This window comes from Cupriavidus sp. FW306-01-F10A (genome assembly GCF_058782785.1).
Genome location: NZ_JBYSYA010000006.1, coordinates 25,985 through 45,764 on the forward strand (window position 1 = coordinate 25,985; position 19,780 = coordinate 45,764).

Genomic DNA, 19,780 nt, shown 5'->3' on the forward strand with positions numbered 1-19,780 from the left:
CATCGGGCACACACTGCCTATACTGGAATCACAAAAGAGAGACAGGAGACCGCCATGCACTTCACCGCGCATGATCTTGTATTCCTGATTCCGATGGCGCTGGTAGGCGTGATCGCCATGGGTTCGATTCCGGTGACCGCCAAATACCTGCGCATCAGTTGCCGGACCATGGGCGCCCTGATCGGCGCACTGGTTGCGGTGTTGGTGCTAGAGGCATTACCGCTGCTGATCTGACCCCCAGAGGTCGGACAGACGGTTTTTGGGGAGGAGGGCCGTTATGTCGATCGGCCTGCTTGCTGCCGTCATGGCGGCGCTGCTGTTCATTACCGTCTTGCGGGCCATCTGGCGCTGCAGCCATCCGTACCGGATGCGCTACCGGCGTTGCGCTGCACAACGGCAACGCGCCGGGCTGTGCCGGCATACGCTGCGACGGCACGGCTAGGCCCCAACAAGCCTTCTCTTGCACATTGCCCGGTACGCGAACCGGGCAGTAGTCCGTCACGCCGTCGGCGCGCGCAACGCCGCCAGCGGCGCGTTCACTGACTCTCCCAGCCGCTCCATCAGCGAATAGCGCGCCACGTAGTGGCGGAAGTGCTCGATGAACGCGGCCTCGGCCGGCGTCTGGCGCCGCTCCGGATTCCACAGCAGGTACATGTCGATATCGGCCACGCCCTCTTCGGGCGGCAGGCGCCACAGCCGTTGCTGGGCGACATCGTCGGCAACGATATGTTCGGGCAGGCAGCCAATGCCATAGCCCGCGAACACCAGCCGCCGGATTTCATCGAGGCTGGGCGAGGTCGCGACGATCTGGCCGGAAAAGCCGTGCTGGTCGCGGAATACGGCCAATGGCGCCAGCACGTCGCCAAGCTGGTCGCTGCTGAACGAGACGAAGTTCTCGGCCAGCAGGTCGGCAATGGCCAGCCCGGTGCGCCCGAACAGCCGGTGATGGCGCCCGCAGAAGATGGCATAGCGCTGGCGCAGGAACAGCATGTGCTCAAGCCCGTCGCCCGACTGCCGGCCCGGCTGCCGGTACAGGCTCAGGCCCACGCCGCCAGCCTTCTGCGCGAGCGCGTCCGCAATCTCGGTGCTGCGCATCACGTCCACCTGCAGCGTGACGCGCGGATGCTGCCGATGGAACGCGGCCAGGCATTCGTCATAGACGCCGGAATGGATCCGGCTCACGGTCAGCAGCCGCAGCAGGCCGCTGACTTCGTCCTGCTGCTCCGCCAGTTCAGCCCCCAGCCGCGCCACGCTGCCATAGACGTCGGTGGCGATGCGCAGCACTTCTTCGCCGGCCCGGGTCAGGCGGAAATTGCTGCCGCGCCGCTCGATCAGCGTGTGTCCCAGGTGCTCTTCGAGCCGGCGCAAGGCCAGGCTCACCGCCGGCTGGGTGATATGCAGCCGCACCGCGGCGCGGCTCAGGCTGCGCTCGTGGACGATGGTCAGGAAGGTGCGCAGCAGGTTCCAGTCGAGCCGGTCGGTCAGCAGGGCCCGGTCCAGGGCAGAACGCTCCATCACGCCACCGTATAAATTAAAATTATATGAAAAATAAATAATAGAAATTTGACTGATATTTGTCAACGCGCGATAACTCCTCCCACAGCTGCCCCTGATGCAGCGGCACAAACATAGTGAGGAGCCAGTCCATGCAAGTGTCCCCTTCCGGCACGCGCCAGCCCGTGCGCGCCGCCACCGCCGCCTTTGTCGGCACCATGATCGAGTGGTACGACTTCTACATCTACGCCACCGCGGCCGCGCTGGTGTTCGGCCCGTTGTTCTTTCCCGGCGGCGATCCCTTCCTGAGCACGCTGGCGTCATTCGGCACCTTCGCGGTCGGCTTCTTTGCCCGTCCGCTCGGCGGCATCGTGTTCGGCCATTGGGGCGACCGCATCGGCCGCAAGCAGGCGCTGATGATCACGCTCATGATGATGGGCGTGGCCACCATCGGCATCGGCCTGCTGCCGACCTACGCCACCGCGGGCGCGGTCGCGCCGGTGTTGCTGGTGCTGCTGCGCGTGGTGCAGGGCATCGCCGTGGGCGGCGAATGGGGCGGCGCGGTGCTGATGGCGGGCGAGCATGCCCCCAAGGGCCGCCGCACCTTCTTCGCCTCGTTCGCGCAGCTCGGCAGCCCGGCCGGCCTGATCCTGTCGCTGCTGGCTTTCCGCGCGGTCACGTCGATGGAGCACGACGTGTTCATGGACTGGGGCTGGCGCCTGCCATTCCTGGCCAGCGCGGCGCTGCTGCTGGTGGGCGTGGCGATCCGGCTGGGCGTGAATGAATCGCCCGAGTTCGCGCAGGTGCAGGCGCAGCGCAAGACCGCCAGGCTGCCGCTTGCCGAGGTCTGGCGCACGGCCCGCGTGCCGGTGCTGCTGTGCATCGGCGCCAATACCATCGGCATTGCGGGGGTGTACTTCACCAACACCTTCATGATTGCCTACACCACGCAATACCTGTCGCTGCCCAGGACGCTGATCCTCGACTGCCTGTTCGCCGTCGCCATCATCCAGTTCCTGGCGCAGCCGCTGGCCGCCTGGCTGGCAGAGAAGCTTGGCGGCGCGCGCTTCCTCAAGCTGGCCGCGCTGCTGGCGATGGCTTCACCCTATCCGATGTTCCTGCTGGTGCAGACGCGCCAGGCGCCGGCCATCGTGCTCGGCATCGCGCTGGCGGTAGTGTGCATGGCGAGCTTCTATTCGGTGATCGCGGGCTTTGTCAGCGGTGTCTTCGAAACGCGCGTGCGCTACTCGGCGATCTCGTTGTCCTACCAGGTCTGCGGCGCGGTGGCGGGCGGGCTGACACCGCTGGTGGGGACCGTCCTCGCGCAGCGCTTCCAGGGCCAATGGTGGCCGCTGGCGGTGTTCTACACGTTGCTGGCCGGCGTGTCGCTGCTGTGCATCGCCTGTATCGATTCACGCCAGCGCCAGCAACAACAGCCCGCCGCGCAAGGCGCGCAGGCCTGACGGCTTTCCACAGAGGTTGCAAACCCCATGCTGACGTTTTTCCATCCCGAGCAATTGCTGCACCATCCGCAGAGCTACTACTCGCGCGGCAAGATGCGCTCGCCGCAGGAGCTGCCCGCGCGGGCGCAGCGGCTGGTGCAGGCGGCAGAGGCGCTTGGCTTCGCGCTGCACGCCCCCGCCGACCACGGCCTCGCGCCGCTCGCCGCGGTGCACGACCAGCCTTACCTGCAGTTCCTGCAGGACGCCCATGCCAGCTGGCGCGAGCTGCCGGAGGACTGGGGCGACGAGGTCATGTCCAATATCTTCGTGCGCGAGCCCAACGCCCTGCGCGGCGTGCTGGCGCAGGCCGCGCGCTATCTCGCCGACGGCAGCTGCCCGGTGGGCCTGAACACCTGGCGCTCGGCCTACTGGTCGGCGCAGAGCGCGCTGGCCGGCGCCCGCGCGCTGCTGGACGGCGCACGCCGCGCCTACGCCTTGTGCCGGCCGCCAGGCCATCATGCCCGGCGCGACGCGGCGGGCGGCTTCTGCTACCTGAACAATGCCGCGATCGCCGCCCAGGCCCTGCGCGCGCGCTTTGGCCGCGTGGCCATCCTCGATACCGACATGCACCACGGCCAGGGCATCCAGGAGATCTTCTACGACCGGGCCGATGTGCTCTACGTGTCGATCCACGGCGACCCGACCAATTTCTATCCGGTGGTCGCGGGCTTCGACGATGAGCACGGCCGCGGCGCCGGCACCGGCCACAACCTCAACCTGCCGATGCCGCACCGTTCGCCCGAGTCCGTCTTCTTCGACAAGCTGGACACGGCGCGCGGCGCCATCGAACGCTTCCAGGCGGACGCGCTGGTGCTGTCGCTCGGCTTCGACATCTACCGCGAGGATCCGCAGTCGCTGGTGGACGTGTCCACCGCCGGCTTCGGCCGCCTCGGCCGCGCCGTTGCGGCACTGGGCCTGCCCACGCTGATCGTGCAGGAAGGCGGCTACCACCTCGATTCGCTCGCCGCCAATGCAACGGCCTTCTTCGGCGGCATCCAACAGCCAGGGACGGGCGTATGAACGCAATCACGATCAATGGCGAACGCCTGTGGCAAGCGCTGATGGACCTGGCGCGGATCGGCGCCACGCCCAGGGGCGGCAATGCGCGCCTGGCCCTGACCGCGCTGGACGGGCAGGCGCGCGACCTCGTCACCGGCTGGATGCGAGATGCCGGACTGACAGTGCGCATCGACCGCGTGGGCAATATCTTCGGGCGCCGGGCGGGCCGCAACGACGCGCTTGCCCCGGTCATGACCGGCAGCCATATCGACACCCAGCCCACCGGCGGCAAGTTCGACGGATGCTATGGCGTGATGGCCGGGCTGGAAGTCATGCGCACGCTCAACCAGCACGGCGTGACCACCGAGGCGCCGCTGGAGCTGGCGATCTGGACCAATGAGGAAGGCGCGCGCTTCGTGCCGGTGATGATGGGATCGGGCGTGTTCGCCGGCGTTTTCCCCGAAGCCACCGCTTTGACGGCAACCGACAACGCCGGCAAGTCCGTTGCCGGCGAACTCGCGGCGATCGGCTATGCGGGCACCGCGCCGGTCGGCAACAAGGTTGGCGCGTACTTCGAGGCGCATATCGAGCAAGGCCCGATCCTCGAGGCCGAGGACAAGGTCATCGGCGTGGTGACGGGGTCGCTTGGCCTGCGCTGGTATGACGTCACGGTGACGGGCATGGAGGCGCATGCCGGCCCCACCCCCATGCCGCTGCGCCGGGACGCCCTGCATGGCGCGTCGTTCCTGTTCCAGGAAGTGGCGAAGATCGCGAACGACTTTGCGCCCCATGGCCGGGGGACGGTCGGGGTGGTCAATGTCCACCCGTCTTCACGCAACGTCATCCCGGGGCGGGTGCAGTTCAGCGTCGACCTTCGCCATCTCGATGGCGGCCAGCTCGACCGGATGGAAGCAAGGCTGCGCGCAGCGTGCGCGGCGCTGGCCAGCGGCAGCACCACAGGTGCCGCGCTGGCGGTGGAAGTCGAAGCGATCCAGCGCTTCGAGCCGACGCCCTTCGCGCCCGAGCTTGTGGCGCAGGTCCGGCACGCGGCCGCGGCGCGTGGCTACACGCATTGCGACATCGTCACCGGCGCTGGCCACGACGCGGTCTACCTGGCCAGGGTGGCGCCGACGGCGATGATCTTCGTGCCGTGCAAGGACGGCATCAGCCATAACGAGATCGAGGACGCCAGGCCCGAGCATCTCGAGGCGGGCGCCAATGTGCTGCTTGCCGCCATGCTGGCGCAAGCCCGGGGCTGAGCCCGCATGGGTCGGCCGGACAGGAAAGTGCGTGCGGCGTTACAGCTCGATCATGGCGAATTCGGCCTTGCCGACGTCGCATTCCGGGCAGCGCCAGTCCTCGGGGATGTCTTCCCAGCGCGTGCCGGGGGCGATGCCGTCTTCCGGCCAGCCCTGTTCTTCGTCGTAGACCCAGCCGCAGATCACGCACACCCAGGTCTTGTAGGCGACGGCGGCTTCCAATTGATCCTGCTGCAAAACACACTCCTGAATCGGCTATGGAACGGATTGTCCGGGCCGAATCATACCGGTTTTCCGGGCCGGGCCCGTGGCGGCGCCGCACCGTGCGCCGCCGCCCGGGCTAGCCGCGAATGGAGAAGTCCACGCGGCTGGGCGCGCCCTTGTCCTTGATGCCCTCGGCGCTGAGCTTGGGCGCGGTCAGGAACAGCCGGCTCTCCGGCACCTTGCCCTCGCGTTCGAGCGACTGCTTGACCACCAGTGCGCGTTGCTCGGCCAGGCGCTTCAGGTCGGCCTCGGTGACCGTGGCGTTGGCCATCAGCAGCTTTTCCATTTCCTCGGGCGGCAGGGATTTGGTGAAGCCGACGAAGTTGCGCGGCTTCTTCATGGACGTGCGCTTGTAGACCTGCTCCAGGTACTTCGGGTACTCCTGTTTCGAGACCTTGATCTCGGCGCCCTGCTCGCCGGCTTCGTCGTTGCCGGCCTCGCCGCCCGCCTGGGCGCTGTCGCGCTGGTCGCGCCGCTTCTGCTCGGCCACGCGCGCATCCAGCCACGCGCGGCGCGCGCCGGCCTCGTCGGTGGCCGGGTCGATGCGGCCGCTGATTTCCAGCCGCAGCGCGGGCCTGTCGTTGAGCGCCTGGCCCAGCTTGGTGATCTTGTCCCTGGCCGCCGGCGTCAGCGCCGCGGTGCCGGGCGCGAACTCGACATAGCCCAGCTCCTCGCCCCCGCCGCCGCCAAAGGCCGAGGCGATCAGCGAGAACGGCGACGTGATCGCCTTGGTCAGCAGGTTGACGATCACGCGCACGATCACGCCGCCGATGCTGAACTCCGGATCCGACAACGAGCCCGACACCGGCAGGTTCACGTCGATCACGCCGTTGCGGTCCTTCAGCAGCGACACCGCCAGCAGCACCGGCAGCTTGGTCGCATCCGGGCTGTCGACGCGCTCGCCGAAGGTGAGCTGGTCCAGGAACAGGTGGTTGCTCGCATCGAGCTTGCCGTTCTCGATCTTGTAGGCCACGTCCACCGTCAGCTTGCCCTTGGTGATCGGGTAGCCGGCGTACTTGGCCGCATACGGCGTGAGCCGCGTCAGTTCCACGCCCGAGGCCTTGGCGGCAATGTCCAGGAACAGCTGCTCACCCAGCGGATTGAGCTTGCCGCTGATATTGACCGGCGCATCGTCGTCGATGCGGCCATCCAGCACAAGGTCGGCCGGCGTGGGGTCGCCCGACGACACCTTGGACACCTTGCCCTTCATGCCGGTCAGGTTGGCCGTGTAGTTGGGCTTGACGAAGAAGTCCGAGAAATTGATATTGCCCTTCTCGACCGAGACCCCGCCGATGCGCACCTGCGGCTTGGGCCCGCCCGGCTTCTGCTCGACCTGGGCCGTGCGCGTATCACCGGTCTGCACCGGCGGCGTTGCCGGCGCCGAGGCCGGGTTGGCCTGCGTCAGGCTGGTGGATGGCGCCGCCTCGCCCTTCTCGGCGCCGCCGGCCATCACGTCCTGCAGGTTCAGGCGGCCGTTGGCATTCAGGATCACGCGGGCATAGAAGTCAGACAGCGCGACATTGCCCAGGCTCACGCGCATCGGGCCCTTGCTCTCGTCCATGGCGAAGTCGATGCCCGACACCGCCAGTGAACGCCAGCGCAGGAAGTCTTCGCCGCTGACGCGGTCCACCGTGCGCACGTTGCCGGTTTGCACGTTGCCGCTGAACTGCGCGGCGATGGGCTTGCCGGTTGGCGCATCGACATTGAGCTTGCCCTTTGCCGTCAGCGTGCCGGTGCGCAGGGCGGCGTTGAAGCGGTCAGCCATGTAGGGCTGGAGCGGGCTCACCTCGACCTCGCGCAGGTCCAGCTGCAGCCGGCTGGCGGGGACGGTCGGCAACACCGTGCCATCGACGCCGATCACGCCGCGGCGACCGGATTCGGCATGCAGCTTGAGCGGCACCGCCGCCGGCGTCAGCGGCCAGGCGACCGCGCCGGTGCTCAGCGCGATATTGCGGAACTGGTGGATCACCGGGCGGCCGCGGTTGGCCCCGGCCGGCTGGTAGTCGGCCAGGCGGGCGCTGCCGCCTTCCACCGTGACCTTGCCGATGTCTGCCTTCCAGCCGCCACCCGCTGGCTTGCCGTTGGTGGCGGGTGCGGCCGCCGCTCCATTCCGGCGCGGCGTGGCGCGCACCTGCTGCGCCGATTCGGTAGCCCACAGGCGCGCCATCTCGATCAGCTCGCCGCTGTGGTCGCGCGTGGCAGCGAGCTGCGGCCTGGCCAGGGTGACCTGGCTGGTGGCGAAGGTCTGCTTGGCCAGGTCGAACTGGATATCGTCCAGCACCAGTTTTTCAGCCTGCAGCAGCGGCAGGTTGGCGCCCTCGCGGTCGGCGGCGCGCTCACGCGCGCGGCGTGCGCCGCGCGGGGCGGCATTGTCGTTGCCGGCGGGTCTTGCACTGGCATCGGCATCGCGTGCGGCGGCCGCCGGCATCGTCACCGGATCGCGCGTGGCCACGTAGAGCGGCGCCAGTTCCAGCCGCGATTTTTCCAGCACGAACTGGAACTGCGGCGTGCCCCACGACATGCGGTAGTTCAGTTCGGCATTGACCGCGGTAGTGCCGAACTGGCTGCGCAGCTCGCGCGGCCACCATGCGGCAAACCCCTGCGGCCGCAGGCCGGTGGTTTCCAGCGTGCCGGCCATCGAGCCGTCGCGCAGCAGCAGGTCGCCGGCATGGTGCAGGGTCTGGCCATCGGCCACGGTCAGCGTGGCCTCGATCCTGGCCGGCTTGTCGCCGTCGGTGCCGGCAAAGCCCTTGACCTCGGCATCGAGCGGGCCGAGTGCAAGCTTGCCCGGGCCCGACGGTGCCAGTGCATCTTCAAAGCCCAGCCGGGCCTGCCTGACGACGATGCGGTCGACCGCATAGCGCCACGGCACGTCTTTTGGCGCCGCCTTGGCCGGCGCCGCCTGCACCCCCGAGGCGGCGGCCGCTGCGGGCGCCGAAGCAGGCGCCGGTGCGGCGGCAGGGGCAGCCGCCGGCGCGGGCGCCACGCCATCCGTGGATTTGCTGACCGCCTGCGGCAGGAACGCCGTGGCCAGGTTCAGCGAGCCATCCGCGCGCCGCGCGGCTTCCACGCCCAGCCCCTCGATCTCCACGCTGCGCAGCTGCGCGCGGTGGGCCAGCGGCTCGAGCTTGCCGATATCCACCGCCAGGCGGCCGCTCTTGACCAGCGGCTGGCCGGCGCGCGTGACGACCTCGGCATCGCGCAACGCGGCCGTGCCCATCACCAGCATCTCCTGCGTGTCCTTCTGCTGGCGGAAGGCCACGGTCAGGCGCGTATCGAGCTTGCCGGACCTGACCTCGGCATCGCGCAGCGGCGGCGCGAACGCCATCAGCCGCGCGATCTCCAGGCCGTCAAGGTTGACCTTGAGCCGGGTCTGGCGCGAATCGGCAAACGGCAGCACTTCGCCGTCCAGCGCCAGCGGCGTGCCGTTGACCCGTGCGCTCAGCGTGGGCCGCGTCACGATCTCGACGTCATGCGGCAGGTTCGACAGGAACGGCAGGGTCAGCGTCAGGTTGTCGACGCGCAGGCTGGAACCGAGCTGCTTGTCGTCATAGCCGAAGCTGCTGCCGGTAACCGCGATGTTGTTGACCGAAAAGCGCGCCGGCTTGGCATCGGGCGGCTTGGGCGGCAGGGCCGCAAGCTTCTCCTGGACATCGGCAAAGCTCATGCGGCCGTCGGCGCCGCGCACCACGTGCACGGCCAGCCGGTCGACGTGGAGGTTGTCCACCACCGGCGCCAGGTGCCAGACCGAGGCCAGCGAGGTATTGGCCTCGGCCTCGCCCAGCGTCAGCGCGGGGGTCTTGCCATCGCGCTCATAGATAGTGAGATCGGTCAGCGTGGCCGCCAGCTCGAACGGGCGCACGTGGGCCTTGCCCAGCGTGACCTTGCGCCCCAGCGCCTCGGTCGCGTTCTTTTCAACCAGGTATTTGAGCAGCGGCGGGCCGCCAAAATACCCGGCCAGCCCAAACACCGCGAGCGCCGCGACCACGCCGCCGGCGACGCGCGTCGCCAGCCGCCCGCGTGGCGTGGCAGCCACTGCCTGGATGGATTGCTTGAAAGCCATGTCGTTCCAGAAGATCTGACCCCGCATTCCGGCGCTGCACAATGGTTTGTGCCCCGGATTTCACATTTTTCGACATTATGGCAACGGTTTCGGACAAAGCAAAGAAATCAGAATTGACCTCTCAACGCCGCATGGGCCGATCTGGTATCTTTACGTCCTTTGCGAAGCGTTTCGTCGCAAGCCTGCGGCTTACCCGCCACATCATGCCTGCCTCCCCTGCGCTGTACCCTCCGGCCACACCCATCACGTATTCCGTGCTGCACGCTTCGCATGCGATCTCTTCCATGCGAGTCCATTCATGTCTACCACCAGCAGTACCGCCGCAGGTGTCGGCGCGCCGCGAGCCAGCGCGGGCCCGCTGACCGGCCAGGATTACAAGACCCTTGCCCTTGCCGCGCTCGGCGGCGCCCTTGAGTTCTACGACTTCATCATCTTCGTTTTTTTCGCGACGGTCATCGGGCAGCTGTTCTTCCCGCCGTCGGTGCCGGACTGGCTGCGCCAGTTGCAAACCTTCGGCATTTTCGCGGCCGGCTACCTGGCCCGGCCGCTGGGCGGCATCATCATGGCGCACTTCGGCGACCTGCTCGGCCGCAAGAAGATGTTCACGCTGTCGATCCTGCTGATGTCGGTGCCCACGCTGCTGATGGGCCTGATGCCCACCTACCAGTCGATCGGCCTGGCCGCGCCGGTGCTGCAGCTGGTGCTGCGCATCCTGCAAGGCGCGGCCGTCGGCGGCGAAGTGCCCGGCGCCTGGGTGTTCGTATCGGAGCACGTGCCGGCGCGCCATGTCGGCTATGCCTGCGGCACACTGACCGCGGGGCTGACTGCCGGCATCCTGCTGGGTTCGCTGGTCGCCACCGGCATCAACAGCGTCTTCACCCCGGCCGAGCTGGCCGACCACGGCTGGCGCATGCCGTTCCTGATCGGCGGCGCGTTCGGCATCGCCTCGATGTACCTGCGGCGCTGGCTGCATGAGACACCGGTCTTCGCCGAACTGCAGAAGCGCAAGGCGCTGGCCGCGGAAATGCCGCTGAAGTCGGTGGTGCGCAACCACCGCGGCAGCGTCGCGGTGTCGATGCTGCTGACCTGGATGCTGTCGGCCTGCATCGTGGTGGTGATCCTGATGACGCCCACCTTCCTGCAGAAGCTGTACGGCTTTGACGCGCGCACGGCGCTGGTCGCCAACAGCGTCGCCACGCTGTGCCTGACGGTCGGCTGTGTCGTCTCCGGCGCACTGGCCGACCGCATCGGCGCGCGTCGCACGCTGTTCGTCGGCGGCCTGCTGCTGGCCATCTGCGCCTACATGTTCTACACCACGATCTTCACCCGCCCCGACCTGCTGCTGCCGCTCTATGCGCTGACCGGCTTCCTGGTCGGCACCATCGGCGCGGTGCCGTTCGTGCTGGTCAATGCGTTCCCGGCGCAGGTGCGCTTCTCGGGCCTGCCATTCTCGTACAACGTGTCGTATGCGATCTTCGGCGGGCTGACGCCGATGGTCGTCACGCTGATGCTGAAGCAGGATTCGCTGGCGCCGGCCCACTATGTGGTCGCGCTGTGCGTGCTGGGCATGGTGACTGCGCTGTTCGTCAAGGACCGCTCGCGCGGCTGACGCGGCTGCGGCAACGAAAAAGGGAGGACAGGCGCCCTCCCTTTTTTGTGCGCGCTTGATGCGCATTGTTGCTGCCCGACTTCAACGCCGGTGCTGGCTGAAAAACTGCCACATCAGCGTGCTGGCATCCGGGCCGATATCGCTGTGGTAGCCATAGCTGGCATCGCCGCCGCTCCAGGCGTGGCCCAGGCCCTCCACTTCCACCAGCGTGACCAGGTCGCGGCGCCAGCGCCCGAAGCGGTATTCATGGGACCGGCCCGGCGCTTCGTCTTCCGGGTCGGACTGCGCGGGCGTAGCGGCGAGCCGGTCTTCCAGGCCGTTGTAAGCCAGGAACTGCCGGGCCAGCAGACGGCCATTGACCGGATGCACCGCGTCGTCGGCCAGGCCGTGGATCACCAGCGCGGGCATCTCGGGACCGCCCGGTGTCACGCCGGCGGCATCCAGCAGCCATGACGGATCGGCCGCCGAGCCTTGCTGCATGGCCCGCAGGCCGGCGCGCGGGTTGTCGGCCGCGCCGATGACCACGCCGGAATGCAGCGCCGCGGCCGCCACCTTGCCCGGGTAGCGCAACGCCACCACCGCGGCCATGGCCGCGCCGGCGGACATGCCGGCCAGGTAGATCTCGCGCTCGCGCACGTCGTGGCGCGCAGCCAGCGCATCGATCAGCGCGGCTACCGCCTGCGCCTCGCGTCCGCCCTCGGCGGCGCCCAGGTCAAACCACTGCCAGCAGCGCTGTACCTGGCGCCGCAAGGGCTGTTGCGGGTAGGCCACGATAAATCCCTCGCGCTCGGCCAGCGCATTCATGCGGGTGCCGGCCGACAGGTCATCCGGCGTCTGGCGGCAGCCATGCAGCACCACCACCACCGGCAACGGGCCGCGATGGGCCTTGGACGGTATGTAGAGGTGATACGAGAGTTGCGGCACCAGTTCGCCCGGCAGCGGCGCCAGGCGCAGCCTGTGCGCCTGCCAGGTACCGGGCAGGGAACCCGGCGCGGGTGCTGGCCGGGCGGGCCGGAGCTTGCCCGGCGGGCGGTCAGGCCGAGCCGGCGTGAGCGGATTAAGCGAATCCACGCGGTCCAGCCAGGACTTCACCTGGGCTTCCGTGCGGGCTTGCGCACGGCTCAGTCGCCGGATCTGCGCGTGCCAGTCAGCGGCAAAGCTTTTGGTCATGAGGACTCCTGATCGTGTGACGCGATCTCCTCCTGTGCCTTTATTGTTGCAATGCAGCATATCACAATCAGCATTACGCCCGCCGGCGTACTCCCGCGCTTATGGCACAAACGCAACGAGCCTCGCGCCCGCAATGCGAAATTTTTAAACTAGCCACACGAAAGAATGCAGATCGCAGCGAGATGGCTTGCGTTGCCGACGTTTTATACTTGGCCATCGTCACCGGAGGACAATGACACCATGCCGGACAACGGCGCCCCAGCCTGCCTGCTCTGCCTCTTTCGCCACGTTTGCCACAATGCCGGGGCGCAAGCTCCCCTGCCGCACGTGCCGATGGCGCTGCAGCCGGAGCGGGTAGAAGTGCGCACCGGCGAGCATGTGTTCCGCCAGGGCCGCCCTGCGCTGACGGTCTACCCGCTGCGCCATGGCAGCGCCAAGCAGGTCTATGAATCGCCGCTGGGCTGGCGGCAGGTAACGGGTTTTTCGCTGCCCGGCGATGTGCTGGGGCTTGAGCCGCACGAAGGTCCGGTCTATGGGACTGGTGTAATCGCGCTGCAGGATGCAGTGGTTTGTGCGGTCTCGGTCGAATCCCTGCGCACCCTCATGCAGTCCGCCCCATTCCGTGAAACGGTGCTGGAAGCGATGCGCCGCAACGCCGAGCGCGAACGCGTGCTGCTGGTGGCGGTGGGGTCGATGAGGGCGCCACAGCGCCTGGCCATGCTGCTGCTCGACCTCGCCGGCGAGCAGGCGCGCCGCGACGGCAACCGCGACGGCGCGCTGACGCTGGCCATGTCGCGCACGGACATCGCCAGCCTGCTTGGGCTGACCCTGGAAACGGTGTCGCGGCTGCTGTCGCGCTTTGCCTCGGTCGGGCTGATCTCGGTGCGCCAGCGGCACCTGCGCATCATCGACCGCGACGGGCTGGCCGCGGTCTATGCCGACCTGGATCCGGTCCCGCGGCCGGCGGCGGCCAGATCAGAAGCCTACGGCGGGGAGTTCGGCGAACCCCGGCTGGCCTAGGCGGCTGGCCGGGGCTCTGGGGCCAAGGGCTCAGCGGTCCGCCACGCGCTGCCAGCCGGCAGGCGAAAAACTGCGGATGGTCTTGGCGCGCGATGCCGTGCCGGGCCCGAGGTCGCGCTCATAGAAGACGCGGTCGCTGCCGAGCATGAAGGTATGCACGCCGGTATCGCCATAGCGGGCCGGCCAGGCAATCAGGCCGTACTTGGCGTCGCTGCCCTTGGCCGGCGGCAGGATCCGGTAATGGTAGCCGTAGAAAGCATCCGCGGCGGGCGTATCCGGGCCCATGGCAAGCGCATCGGGGCCGATCGGGCTCGCGTCCTGCTCGCTGGCCGCGGGCCAGTACAGGCCGTTGGTCTTGCCCGGCGCGCTGATCAACTGGGTCGCGTAGCGCCCCTGCCCCACCTGCTCCGCGTAGCGCTGCTGGGCATCGGCCAGCTGCAGCAGCGTTTCCATCGTCACCAGTTCATTGCGCCCGAGCCGGCGGCGGCGCACTTCCTGCTGGCCGGCACGCAAGTCGAACTGCCAGCCGTCCTTCTGCTTCGCCAGCGGCACGGGGAAGGTCCATCCGCTCTGCCCGACCGCGATCAGCGCGCGGCGCTCGCCATCGGGCTGCACGGCATGGTGGCGCGCCCAGGCGCCAAGGAATTCGTAGACGTCGTCGCGGTTGATGGAGCCCTCCGGCACCAGCGACTGGTATTGCTTGCCCAGCACGCGCTGCAATGCGTCGCCGTCGCTGCGCGCGATGGCATCACCCAGCGCCTCGGCGGCAGCGTCAGGGCTGGGGAAGACCTGCTGGGCCATCGCCGGCAGGGACAGGGACAGGGCCGCGGCCGCCGCCAGCGTGCGCAGCGCGCGCGCTCCGGCTGCGGCAGAGAAGGGATTAGCGGTCATGTGCATCATGATTTACCTCCGACCATGGCCGAAATGTTCGCCGCCGCCGAGCCGGCCTCCACCGCCGCCGCCCAGTCCACCGCCCTGGTGCACGCCGCCCTGGTGGAGCCCGGCCGGGCGCGCTTGCGGCGCTTCCCGGTGCGGCATCGCCGCGCGCTGGGTCTGCTGGCGCATGCGGTCGCCGTTGCCGGCATCGCGCAGCGCGCTGTCCCGGTTGGCATTGCGGGCACGGTCGCGGGCCTGGGCCTGGTCTGCGCGCTGGCGGTCAGCACCGGCCGGCCGCGGATTCTGCACGCCAGCGCCGGCGGCACCCGGGCGCGAGCGGTCTGCCACCCCGCCCGCATGGCCCGGTATGGATTGTCCGGTACGGCCCTCGAACGACTGCGCGGCGCGCTCTCGCGCCTGGTCGCGCTGGGAAGGCTGGCGTTGCACCCCGCCGCCGGCGGCCCCTACGCGCTGGCCGGGTTGAACACCCTGCTGGCGGCTGGCGAGGCCAGACTGGCGCTGCTGGTCATAGCGACCGCGCACCGCCGCATTGTTGTAGGGAACGTTGCCGCGGTTGGCGGGGTTGTGCTGCCAGTTCACGTTGGCACGGTTGACGTCCAGGCGCTGGTTGACGTTGATGTTGTTGTAGCGGTTCACATTGATGTTGACGTCGTGGCTATTCCAGTTGAACCCGCCCCACATCGCATCGACCGCCGCCACGCCAAGCCCGAAGCCGATGCCCGTTACCAGTGCCGTGGCAAACACGGAGCCGGGCGGCGGCGGGTAATAGGCCGGCGGATACGCGGGGTACGCCCAGGTGCCGTAGACCGTGGTCGGGTTGTAGGTCGGCACGTAGACCACCTGCGGATTGGCCGGCTCGATCTGCACGATCGTGGTGCCGCCGGTGGTCTGCGTCACGACCTTCTGCTGCTCGGTCGTCTTCAGCGTGCCAGCTTTCTGCGCCTGCACCCGCAGCCGCTGCACGGAATCCATCACGTCGTTGGGCTGGGCCAGGAACGCGTCGCCGACCGACTGCACCCACTGCGGCTGGCGGCCCATCATGTCGAGCACGGAGGGGAACGCGGCCAGCGACTGCACGCTGGGGTCCCAGGCCTGGCTGGCGACCGCCTTGGTCGCGGCATCGCCAGACAGGCTGGGATTGGCCTTGGACCATTGCGCCGCAGCTGCGACGTCGGCGGGATAGGTGGCAGCCATCAACACCTGCGACAGCAGCGCATCGGGATACAGGGCAATCGGCGCGGTCAGCTGGTCAAGCTGGGCATTGCTCAGCTTGGACTGCGCCATCGCTGGCCCGAGCGGCGCCATCAGCATCAGCGCCAGGCACCATGCGAAGAGGTGTTTGAAACGGTGCATGTCGGCTCTCCACAAATACGCAGGTGACGGCCTGCTGCCGGGGGGCGCCTCAGCGGCGCTGCTGCGTGCATTCCTGGCGATACGCCTCTTCCAGGCGCTTGCGGTCTGCCTGGCGTTCCAGTGTCGGATATGTGCGCCCGTCGGCAGTGGTTACCGACGACTTGCCGGTGGACCACTGCGGCCCGCCGGGCAGCGCGTTGATCTGGTCCAGCAATGACTGGCAGTGCTGCCGCTGCGACGCAGACACCTTGCCATCAGGTCCTTCCACCACGGCCGTGGCTTCGTCCAGCATCCGTGGCGGCGGCGGGGCCACCATCGGAGTGCCGGCGGCCGCGGCCGCCGATGCAGCACTGGCCGCCCACGCGGGGACGACCACCATGGCGGCGCATGCCAGCACGCCCGCCTTGATCAGAAACTTCGTCAAACCAATACTCCAGAACCCTCCGCGGCACGTGGAAGCGACACCGCGGCGCATTGCAAGAACCGTCCGCCGCTAGCGATCCTTGCCAGTGCCATTGCGGCGGCCGGTACGGTTGCGCATCAGCTCAAGCTTGAGCAGCGCATCCGCAAGCATACTCTTGAGCCGGGCATTCTCTTCCTGCAGCTCGCGCAGCTTGCGGCCGTCACGTACATCACCCTGGCTGGGCTGGCCGTAACGGGCACGCCATCCGTAGAACGAAGCATCGCTGAAACCATAGCGCGCGCACAGCTCACGCACTGGCACGCCGCTGGCCGCCTCGGCCAGGTAGCTGCGGATCTGCTCTTCCGAATACCGTCTGTTCACGAATCTCTCCGCATCACAACGGCGGGCGACAAGCGGCGCCAGCCGCGCCGCCAACTGTGCCGACTCTAGCCCTACGTTAGCCCACGGCCGCGCCAAAAAGCAATTCAGTGTCTTCGCTGCGCGAGTTAAGAAAATTATCTCTGCGCAAGCTGCCGCCGGCGCTGGCGCGCATTGCCAAATTTCGTTAAGCCAATTTGGAATCCAGTTAGATCATTCTCACTGCGCATCGCGGAAACGAAGATGCCGGCCGCCATAACACATGGGCATGACGACCTTCTGCACGGCTGTAATCGTGCATGAATCGCCCGGTGGCCCCGATTTCAAGCCATGTATTGATGTACAGACAAAGAGGTACTAAACAAAATTAGAAGACTGTCATCAATTCAAGTTTCTATGACTTTTGCTGAGCATGTATTAAGATTCCTCGGCACAACTAAATTTCGCACGCCTTCGCGCGGCGCCCTGGCGGCGCCGGCAGAAGAGCGGCCAGGCAGCCCGCACCACCCAGACGTGGTGCGCGTTCACGCTGCCAACAGTACCGGGCCTGAAGGATCGAATCGTCACTGCGCCATTTGTCGACGCAAGTCGGACATTTAGGAGTCGTGCCATGCGTTTTCGCAGCATCCTGCCCGGGCTTTTGCCCACCTTTTTTTCATCCGGACATGCCCGCAGCGCGCGCCGTGCATGTCGCTTGCGCCTGTCACTGTCAGGGACCGGATCATTGCCCTGACACCAGGCCGCGCTTGCGCCCTTTGTCCGACGCAGCGCTGTAGGTGTCGGACCAACAAGAAAATAAAGAAAACAAAGTCATGGATCGGGAGAAGTCGGAATGCGTCACGTCAGCACGAAGTTGTTGCATGTCTTTGTCCTGGTCATGGAATACCGGGACCTCAGCGCCGTTGCGGCCTGCACGCAGGGACGCGTGCCGACGGTGGCCTATAGCCTCGCGCGCTTGCGCGAAATCACCGGCGATCCGCTGTTCGTCAAGCGCAACGGGATGCTCGAACCCACACCGCATGCGCTGCGCCTGGAGCAGACGGCGCGGCAGATCCTGGCCAAATGGAACCAGCTGGTGCGCCCCGGCGAGCCTGGCCTGAGCAAGCGCCGTGCCGACGGCAGGCGCGTTTCGATCGGCTTTTCATCGTCGATCGGCGACCCGGTCATCACCGAGATCCTGACCGCACTGTGCGAGCAGTTTCCGCGAGACAGCTTTATCACGCGCCCGGTGATCGCCGACGCCACCCTTGCCGGCCATCTCGGCAGCGGCGAACTGGACTGCGCCTTCATCGTCGACAGCGGCCACGACCCCGAACGCGTGCGCCAGCACAACATCATGGCCACGCCGCGCCGGCTGGTCAGCGCCACGCGCGGCGGCAGCCATGACGAAGGCGAAAGCGACTGGATCCTGCTGCAGGAAGACTGCGAGGCCGGCAGCCCGCTGCGAGCCTTCCTGAGCCGCCAGGCCAGCACTCCGGGGCATCGCGAGACCGTGGTCCCGTCATGGCATACCCAGATCACGCTGCTGCATTCGGCCGGGGGCATCTGCCCGGTGCTGGACTTCAACGTGCCGCTGGTCACGCGCGAGCGCAAGACGCGCCTGCTGGCACCGCCGAGCAGCTTCCCGGAATGGGCGGCACTGCATTTCTGGGCACCGGAGCGCAGCGGCGACAAGGGCGTGCTGCGCGACATCATGGATGTCGGCAGCGCCGTGCTGCGCGACCCGCTCAAGGCCATCGACAGCCGCCGCAACGGGCGCGCCGCAGCCCACGCGCAATCCGCGCTGGCCTGACGCAACGCCCGCAGCAGCGGCGCCCGCAAGGCGCTGGCAGCCCGATGGCGCCAGCGCCTTTTGCTTTGGCTGCGCAGCGGCGGCGGCGGCGGCGTTCTTATTACAGTCTTGAGACATTTTTTCGAGCGCTGACCCTGCGCTACACTCGCGCCACTTTGCCCGGTGCAGGCCGCTGCGCCAAGGCGGCGCTTTGCGAATCCTCCTAGTTTCGCCAGACCGCGCGGCCGATATCCTGCAATGGCATTGCTGCGGTCCGGCCGTCTCCCGTTTGGCCCGGTCCCGGGGCAATGCACGCAGTTGTCTGGCGTCGTATTGTTTGGCGTCGTTTTTGCGCCGCACGTCTCGCTGACGTGCGGCGTTTTCTTGATGCCGGCGCTGCCACGAACAAGAATCGAGGAGCAACCAGATGACATTGAGGATCCTGCTTGCCGACGACCACCCCCTGGTCAGCGCGGCCGTCGCGGACCGCCTGCATACCCAGACCGGGTGGGAGGTGTGCGGCTGCGTGACCAGCGCGACGGCCTTGCTGAACAGCGTGGAAAGCCTGCGTCCCGATGTCGTGATCACCGACTACCACATGCCCGCGCACGGCGAGGGCAACAGCGACGGCCTGCGCCTGCTTGCCAGCCTGCGGCGGCGGCATCCGTCGCTGGCCGTGATCGTGCTGACCATGATCACCAATCCGCTGGTGCTGCGCTCCATCCTCGACACCCAGGTGCACGGCCTGCTGCTCAAGGACTCGCCCCTGTCAGAACTGGTAACCGTGGTTTGCCGTATCCAGCGGGGCTTCCACTACATCGGCAAATCCGCGCTTGAAGTGCTGTCGCAGGCCGATCCCGGCAACCCGGCCACACCAGGCCAGGCCGGCGCGGAGCGCCTGTCCCGGCGTGAAATGGAAGTATTGCGGCTGTACCTGACCGGACGGTCCGTGAGCGAGATCGCCGTCCTGCTCTGCCGCAGCGTCAAGACCATCAGCCGGCAGAAGAACTGCGCCATGCAGAAGCTCGGCGTCACCAACGACCGGGAACTGTTTGAATTTGCGGCGCTTAACGGCATGCTGCTGACTGCCTGAGCGCCGGCGGCACGGCCGCGGCCGTATCAGGCGGCGTCGGCTGCCTGTGCCGCGTGGGCCTGCGCGTATGCGATGCCGGCCTCCAGCCGCGCCAGGCCGCGCGACAGCTCGCGCATGGTCGACGGCGACACCTCGGCAAGCACATCCTCCAGAAAGGCTGAGCGCAGCGGCATGGCGTGCGCCACCACCTGCTCGCCGGTCCGTGACAGCGTGACATGGGTCACGCGGTTGTCGCGTTCCGAGGTGCTGCGCTCCACCCAGCCAAGTTCCTGCATGGCCTTGAGCTGGCGCGTCAGCGCGCCGGGGTCCATGCCGACCAGGTCAGCCAGCGCCTTCTGGCCGATCGCGCCCTCCTGGTGATGCAGCGCATGCAGGATGCGCCAGCGGGGCAGCGGCAGCCCCAGGCGCTGTTCGAACGCAGCCGCGTAGGCGCGGTAGGTGCGGCCGAACTGCTGCAGTACGGCCACGCTTTGTCGCTCCAGTTCCATCCATTTTCCTCAGGTTA

At 67.7% G+C, this 19,780-nt stretch carries 18 protein-coding genes; 9 read left to right on the top strand and 9 right to left on the bottom strand.

Annotation, left to right across the window (positions count from 1 at the left end):
- Positions 1-54: 54 nt before the first annotated feature.
- Both AC3WLF_RS10760 and AC3WLF_RS10765 read left to right on the top strand, forming a co-directional pair.
- Entirely contained in the window at positions 55-234 is a 180-nt protein-coding gene (locus AC3WLF_RS10760) for a hypothetical protein (protein ID WP_010811071.1), read from the top strand.
- 43 nt (positions 235-277) lie between these two features.
- A complete protein-coding gene (locus AC3WLF_RS10765; protein WP_010811070.1) occupies positions 278-442 on the top strand; it encodes a hypothetical protein in 165 nt (54 codons plus the stop codon).
- A gap of 56 nt (positions 443-498) precedes the next feature.
- Here the strand turns inward: AC3WLF_RS10765 and AC3WLF_RS10770 are convergent, their stop codons facing one another.
- Positions 499-1,515 carry a LysR family transcriptional regulator gene (locus AC3WLF_RS10770; protein ID WP_492358191.1) on the bottom strand — a complete coding sequence of 339 codons (1,017 nt, stop codon included), beginning with the start codon at positions 1,513-1,515 and terminating at the stop codon, positions 499-501.
- A 131-nt stretch (positions 1,516-1,646) separates the two neighbouring features.
- On the opposite strand from AC3WLF_RS10770, the gene AC3WLF_RS10775 reads away from it, so the two are divergent.
- Genes AC3WLF_RS10775 through AC3WLF_RS10785 form a run of 3 tightly spaced genes read left to right on the top strand, consistent with a single transcriptional unit; the run spans position 1,647 to position 5,254 of the window.
- Positions 1,647-2,957, top strand: a complete 1,311-nt coding sequence (locus AC3WLF_RS10775) for an MFS transporter (RefSeq protein WP_492358192.1) — start codon at positions 1,647-1,649, stop codon at positions 2,955-2,957.
- Between the two features lie 27 nt (positions 2,958-2,984).
- Positions 2,985-4,016 (top strand): histone deacetylase family protein, encoded by a 1,032-nt coding sequence (locus tag AC3WLF_RS10780; RefSeq protein WP_492358193.1) that lies wholly within the window; start codon positions 2,985-2,987, stop codon positions 4,014-4,016.
- Complete coding sequence (locus tag AC3WLF_RS10785; RefSeq protein WP_492358194.1) at positions 4,013-5,254, top strand: Zn-dependent hydrolase; 1,242 nt, start codon at positions 4,013-4,015, stop codon at positions 5,252-5,254. Before AC3WLF_RS10780 ends, AC3WLF_RS10785 begins: the two co-directional genes overlap by 4 nt.
- Before the next feature lie 39 nt (positions 5,255-5,293).
- Here the strand turns inward: AC3WLF_RS10785 and AC3WLF_RS10790 are convergent, their stop codons facing one another.
- Both AC3WLF_RS10790 and AC3WLF_RS10795 read right to left on the bottom strand, forming a co-directional pair.
- A complete protein-coding gene (locus AC3WLF_RS10790; protein ID WP_010811065.1) occupies positions 5,294-5,476 on the bottom strand; it encodes a rubredoxin in 183 nt (60 codons plus the stop codon).
- Positions 5,477-5,594: 118 nt separating this feature from the next.
- Positions 5,595-9,608, bottom strand: coding sequence for a DUF748 domain-containing protein (locus tag AC3WLF_RS10795; RefSeq protein ID WP_492358195.1), 4,014 nt, complete (start codon positions 9,606-9,608; stop codon positions 5,595-5,597).
- 271 nt (positions 9,609-9,879) lie between these two features.
- On the opposite strand from AC3WLF_RS10795, the gene AC3WLF_RS10800 reads away from it, so the two are divergent.
- Positions 9,880-11,190 carry an MFS transporter gene (locus tag AC3WLF_RS10800; protein ID WP_492358196.1) on the top strand — a complete coding sequence of 437 codons (1,311 nt, stop codon included), beginning with the start codon at positions 9,880-9,882 and terminating at the stop codon, positions 11,188-11,190.
- A gap of 81 nt (positions 11,191-11,271) precedes the next feature.
- Here the strand turns inward: AC3WLF_RS10800 and AC3WLF_RS10805 are convergent, their stop codons facing one another.
- Positions 11,272-12,360 carry an extracellular catalytic domain type 1 short-chain-length polyhydroxyalkanoate depolymerase gene (locus AC3WLF_RS10805; RefSeq protein ID WP_492358197.1) on the bottom strand — a complete coding sequence of 363 codons (1,089 nt, stop codon included), beginning with the start codon at positions 12,358-12,360 and terminating at the stop codon, positions 11,272-11,274.
- Between the two features lie 240 nt (positions 12,361-12,600).
- Between AC3WLF_RS10805 and AC3WLF_RS10810 the strand changes: the two genes are divergently transcribed.
- Positions 12,601-13,380, top strand: a complete 780-nt coding sequence (locus tag AC3WLF_RS10810) for a Crp/Fnr family transcriptional regulator (RefSeq protein ID WP_492351595.1) — start codon at positions 12,601-12,603, stop codon at positions 13,378-13,380.
- Positions 13,381-13,410: 30 nt separating this feature from the next.
- Here the strand turns inward: AC3WLF_RS10810 and AC3WLF_RS10815 are convergent, their stop codons facing one another.
- The 4 genes from AC3WLF_RS10815 to AC3WLF_RS10830 form a co-directional block, all read right to left on the bottom strand.
- Complete coding sequence (locus tag AC3WLF_RS10815) at positions 13,411-14,280, bottom strand: DUF2950 domain-containing protein (protein ID WP_492317290.1); 870 nt, start codon at positions 14,278-14,280, stop codon at positions 13,411-13,413.
- A 3-nt stretch (positions 14,281-14,283) separates the two neighbouring features.
- Entirely contained in the window at positions 14,284-15,630 is a 1,347-nt protein-coding gene (locus AC3WLF_RS10820; RefSeq protein WP_492317289.1) for a DUF3300 domain-containing protein, read from the bottom strand.
- Between the two features lie 49 nt (positions 15,631-15,679).
- A complete protein-coding gene (locus AC3WLF_RS10825) occupies positions 15,680-16,054 on the bottom strand; it encodes a hypothetical protein (RefSeq protein ID WP_492317288.1) in 375 nt (124 codons plus the stop codon).
- A gap of 69 nt (positions 16,055-16,123) precedes the next feature.
- The gene (locus AC3WLF_RS10830) at positions 16,124-16,414 is read right to left on the bottom strand and encodes a transposase (RefSeq protein ID WP_492317287.1); all 291 of its coding nucleotides are present in this window, start codon (positions 16,412-16,414) and stop codon (positions 16,124-16,126) included.
- A gap of 829 nt (positions 16,415-17,243) precedes the next feature.
- Here AC3WLF_RS10830 and AC3WLF_RS10835 point away from each other — a divergent pair.
- The gene (locus AC3WLF_RS10835; protein WP_492317286.1) at positions 17,244-18,203 is read left to right on the top strand and encodes a LysR substrate-binding domain-containing protein; all 960 of its coding nucleotides are present in this window, start codon (positions 17,244-17,246) and stop codon (positions 18,201-18,203) included.
- Positions 18,204-18,609: 406 nt separating this feature from the next.
- A complete protein-coding gene (locus AC3WLF_RS10840) occupies positions 18,610-19,275 on the top strand; it encodes a response regulator (protein ID WP_010811055.1) in 666 nt (221 codons plus the stop codon).
- Between the two features lie 26 nt (positions 19,276-19,301).
- Here the strand turns inward: AC3WLF_RS10840 and AC3WLF_RS10845 are convergent, their stop codons facing one another.
- On the bottom strand, positions 19,302-19,763 hold the full coding sequence (locus AC3WLF_RS10845) for a MarR family winged helix-turn-helix transcriptional regulator (RefSeq protein WP_492317285.1): 462 nt from the start codon (positions 19,761-19,763) through the stop codon (positions 19,302-19,304).
- Positions 19,764-19,780: the final 17 nt, after the last annotated feature.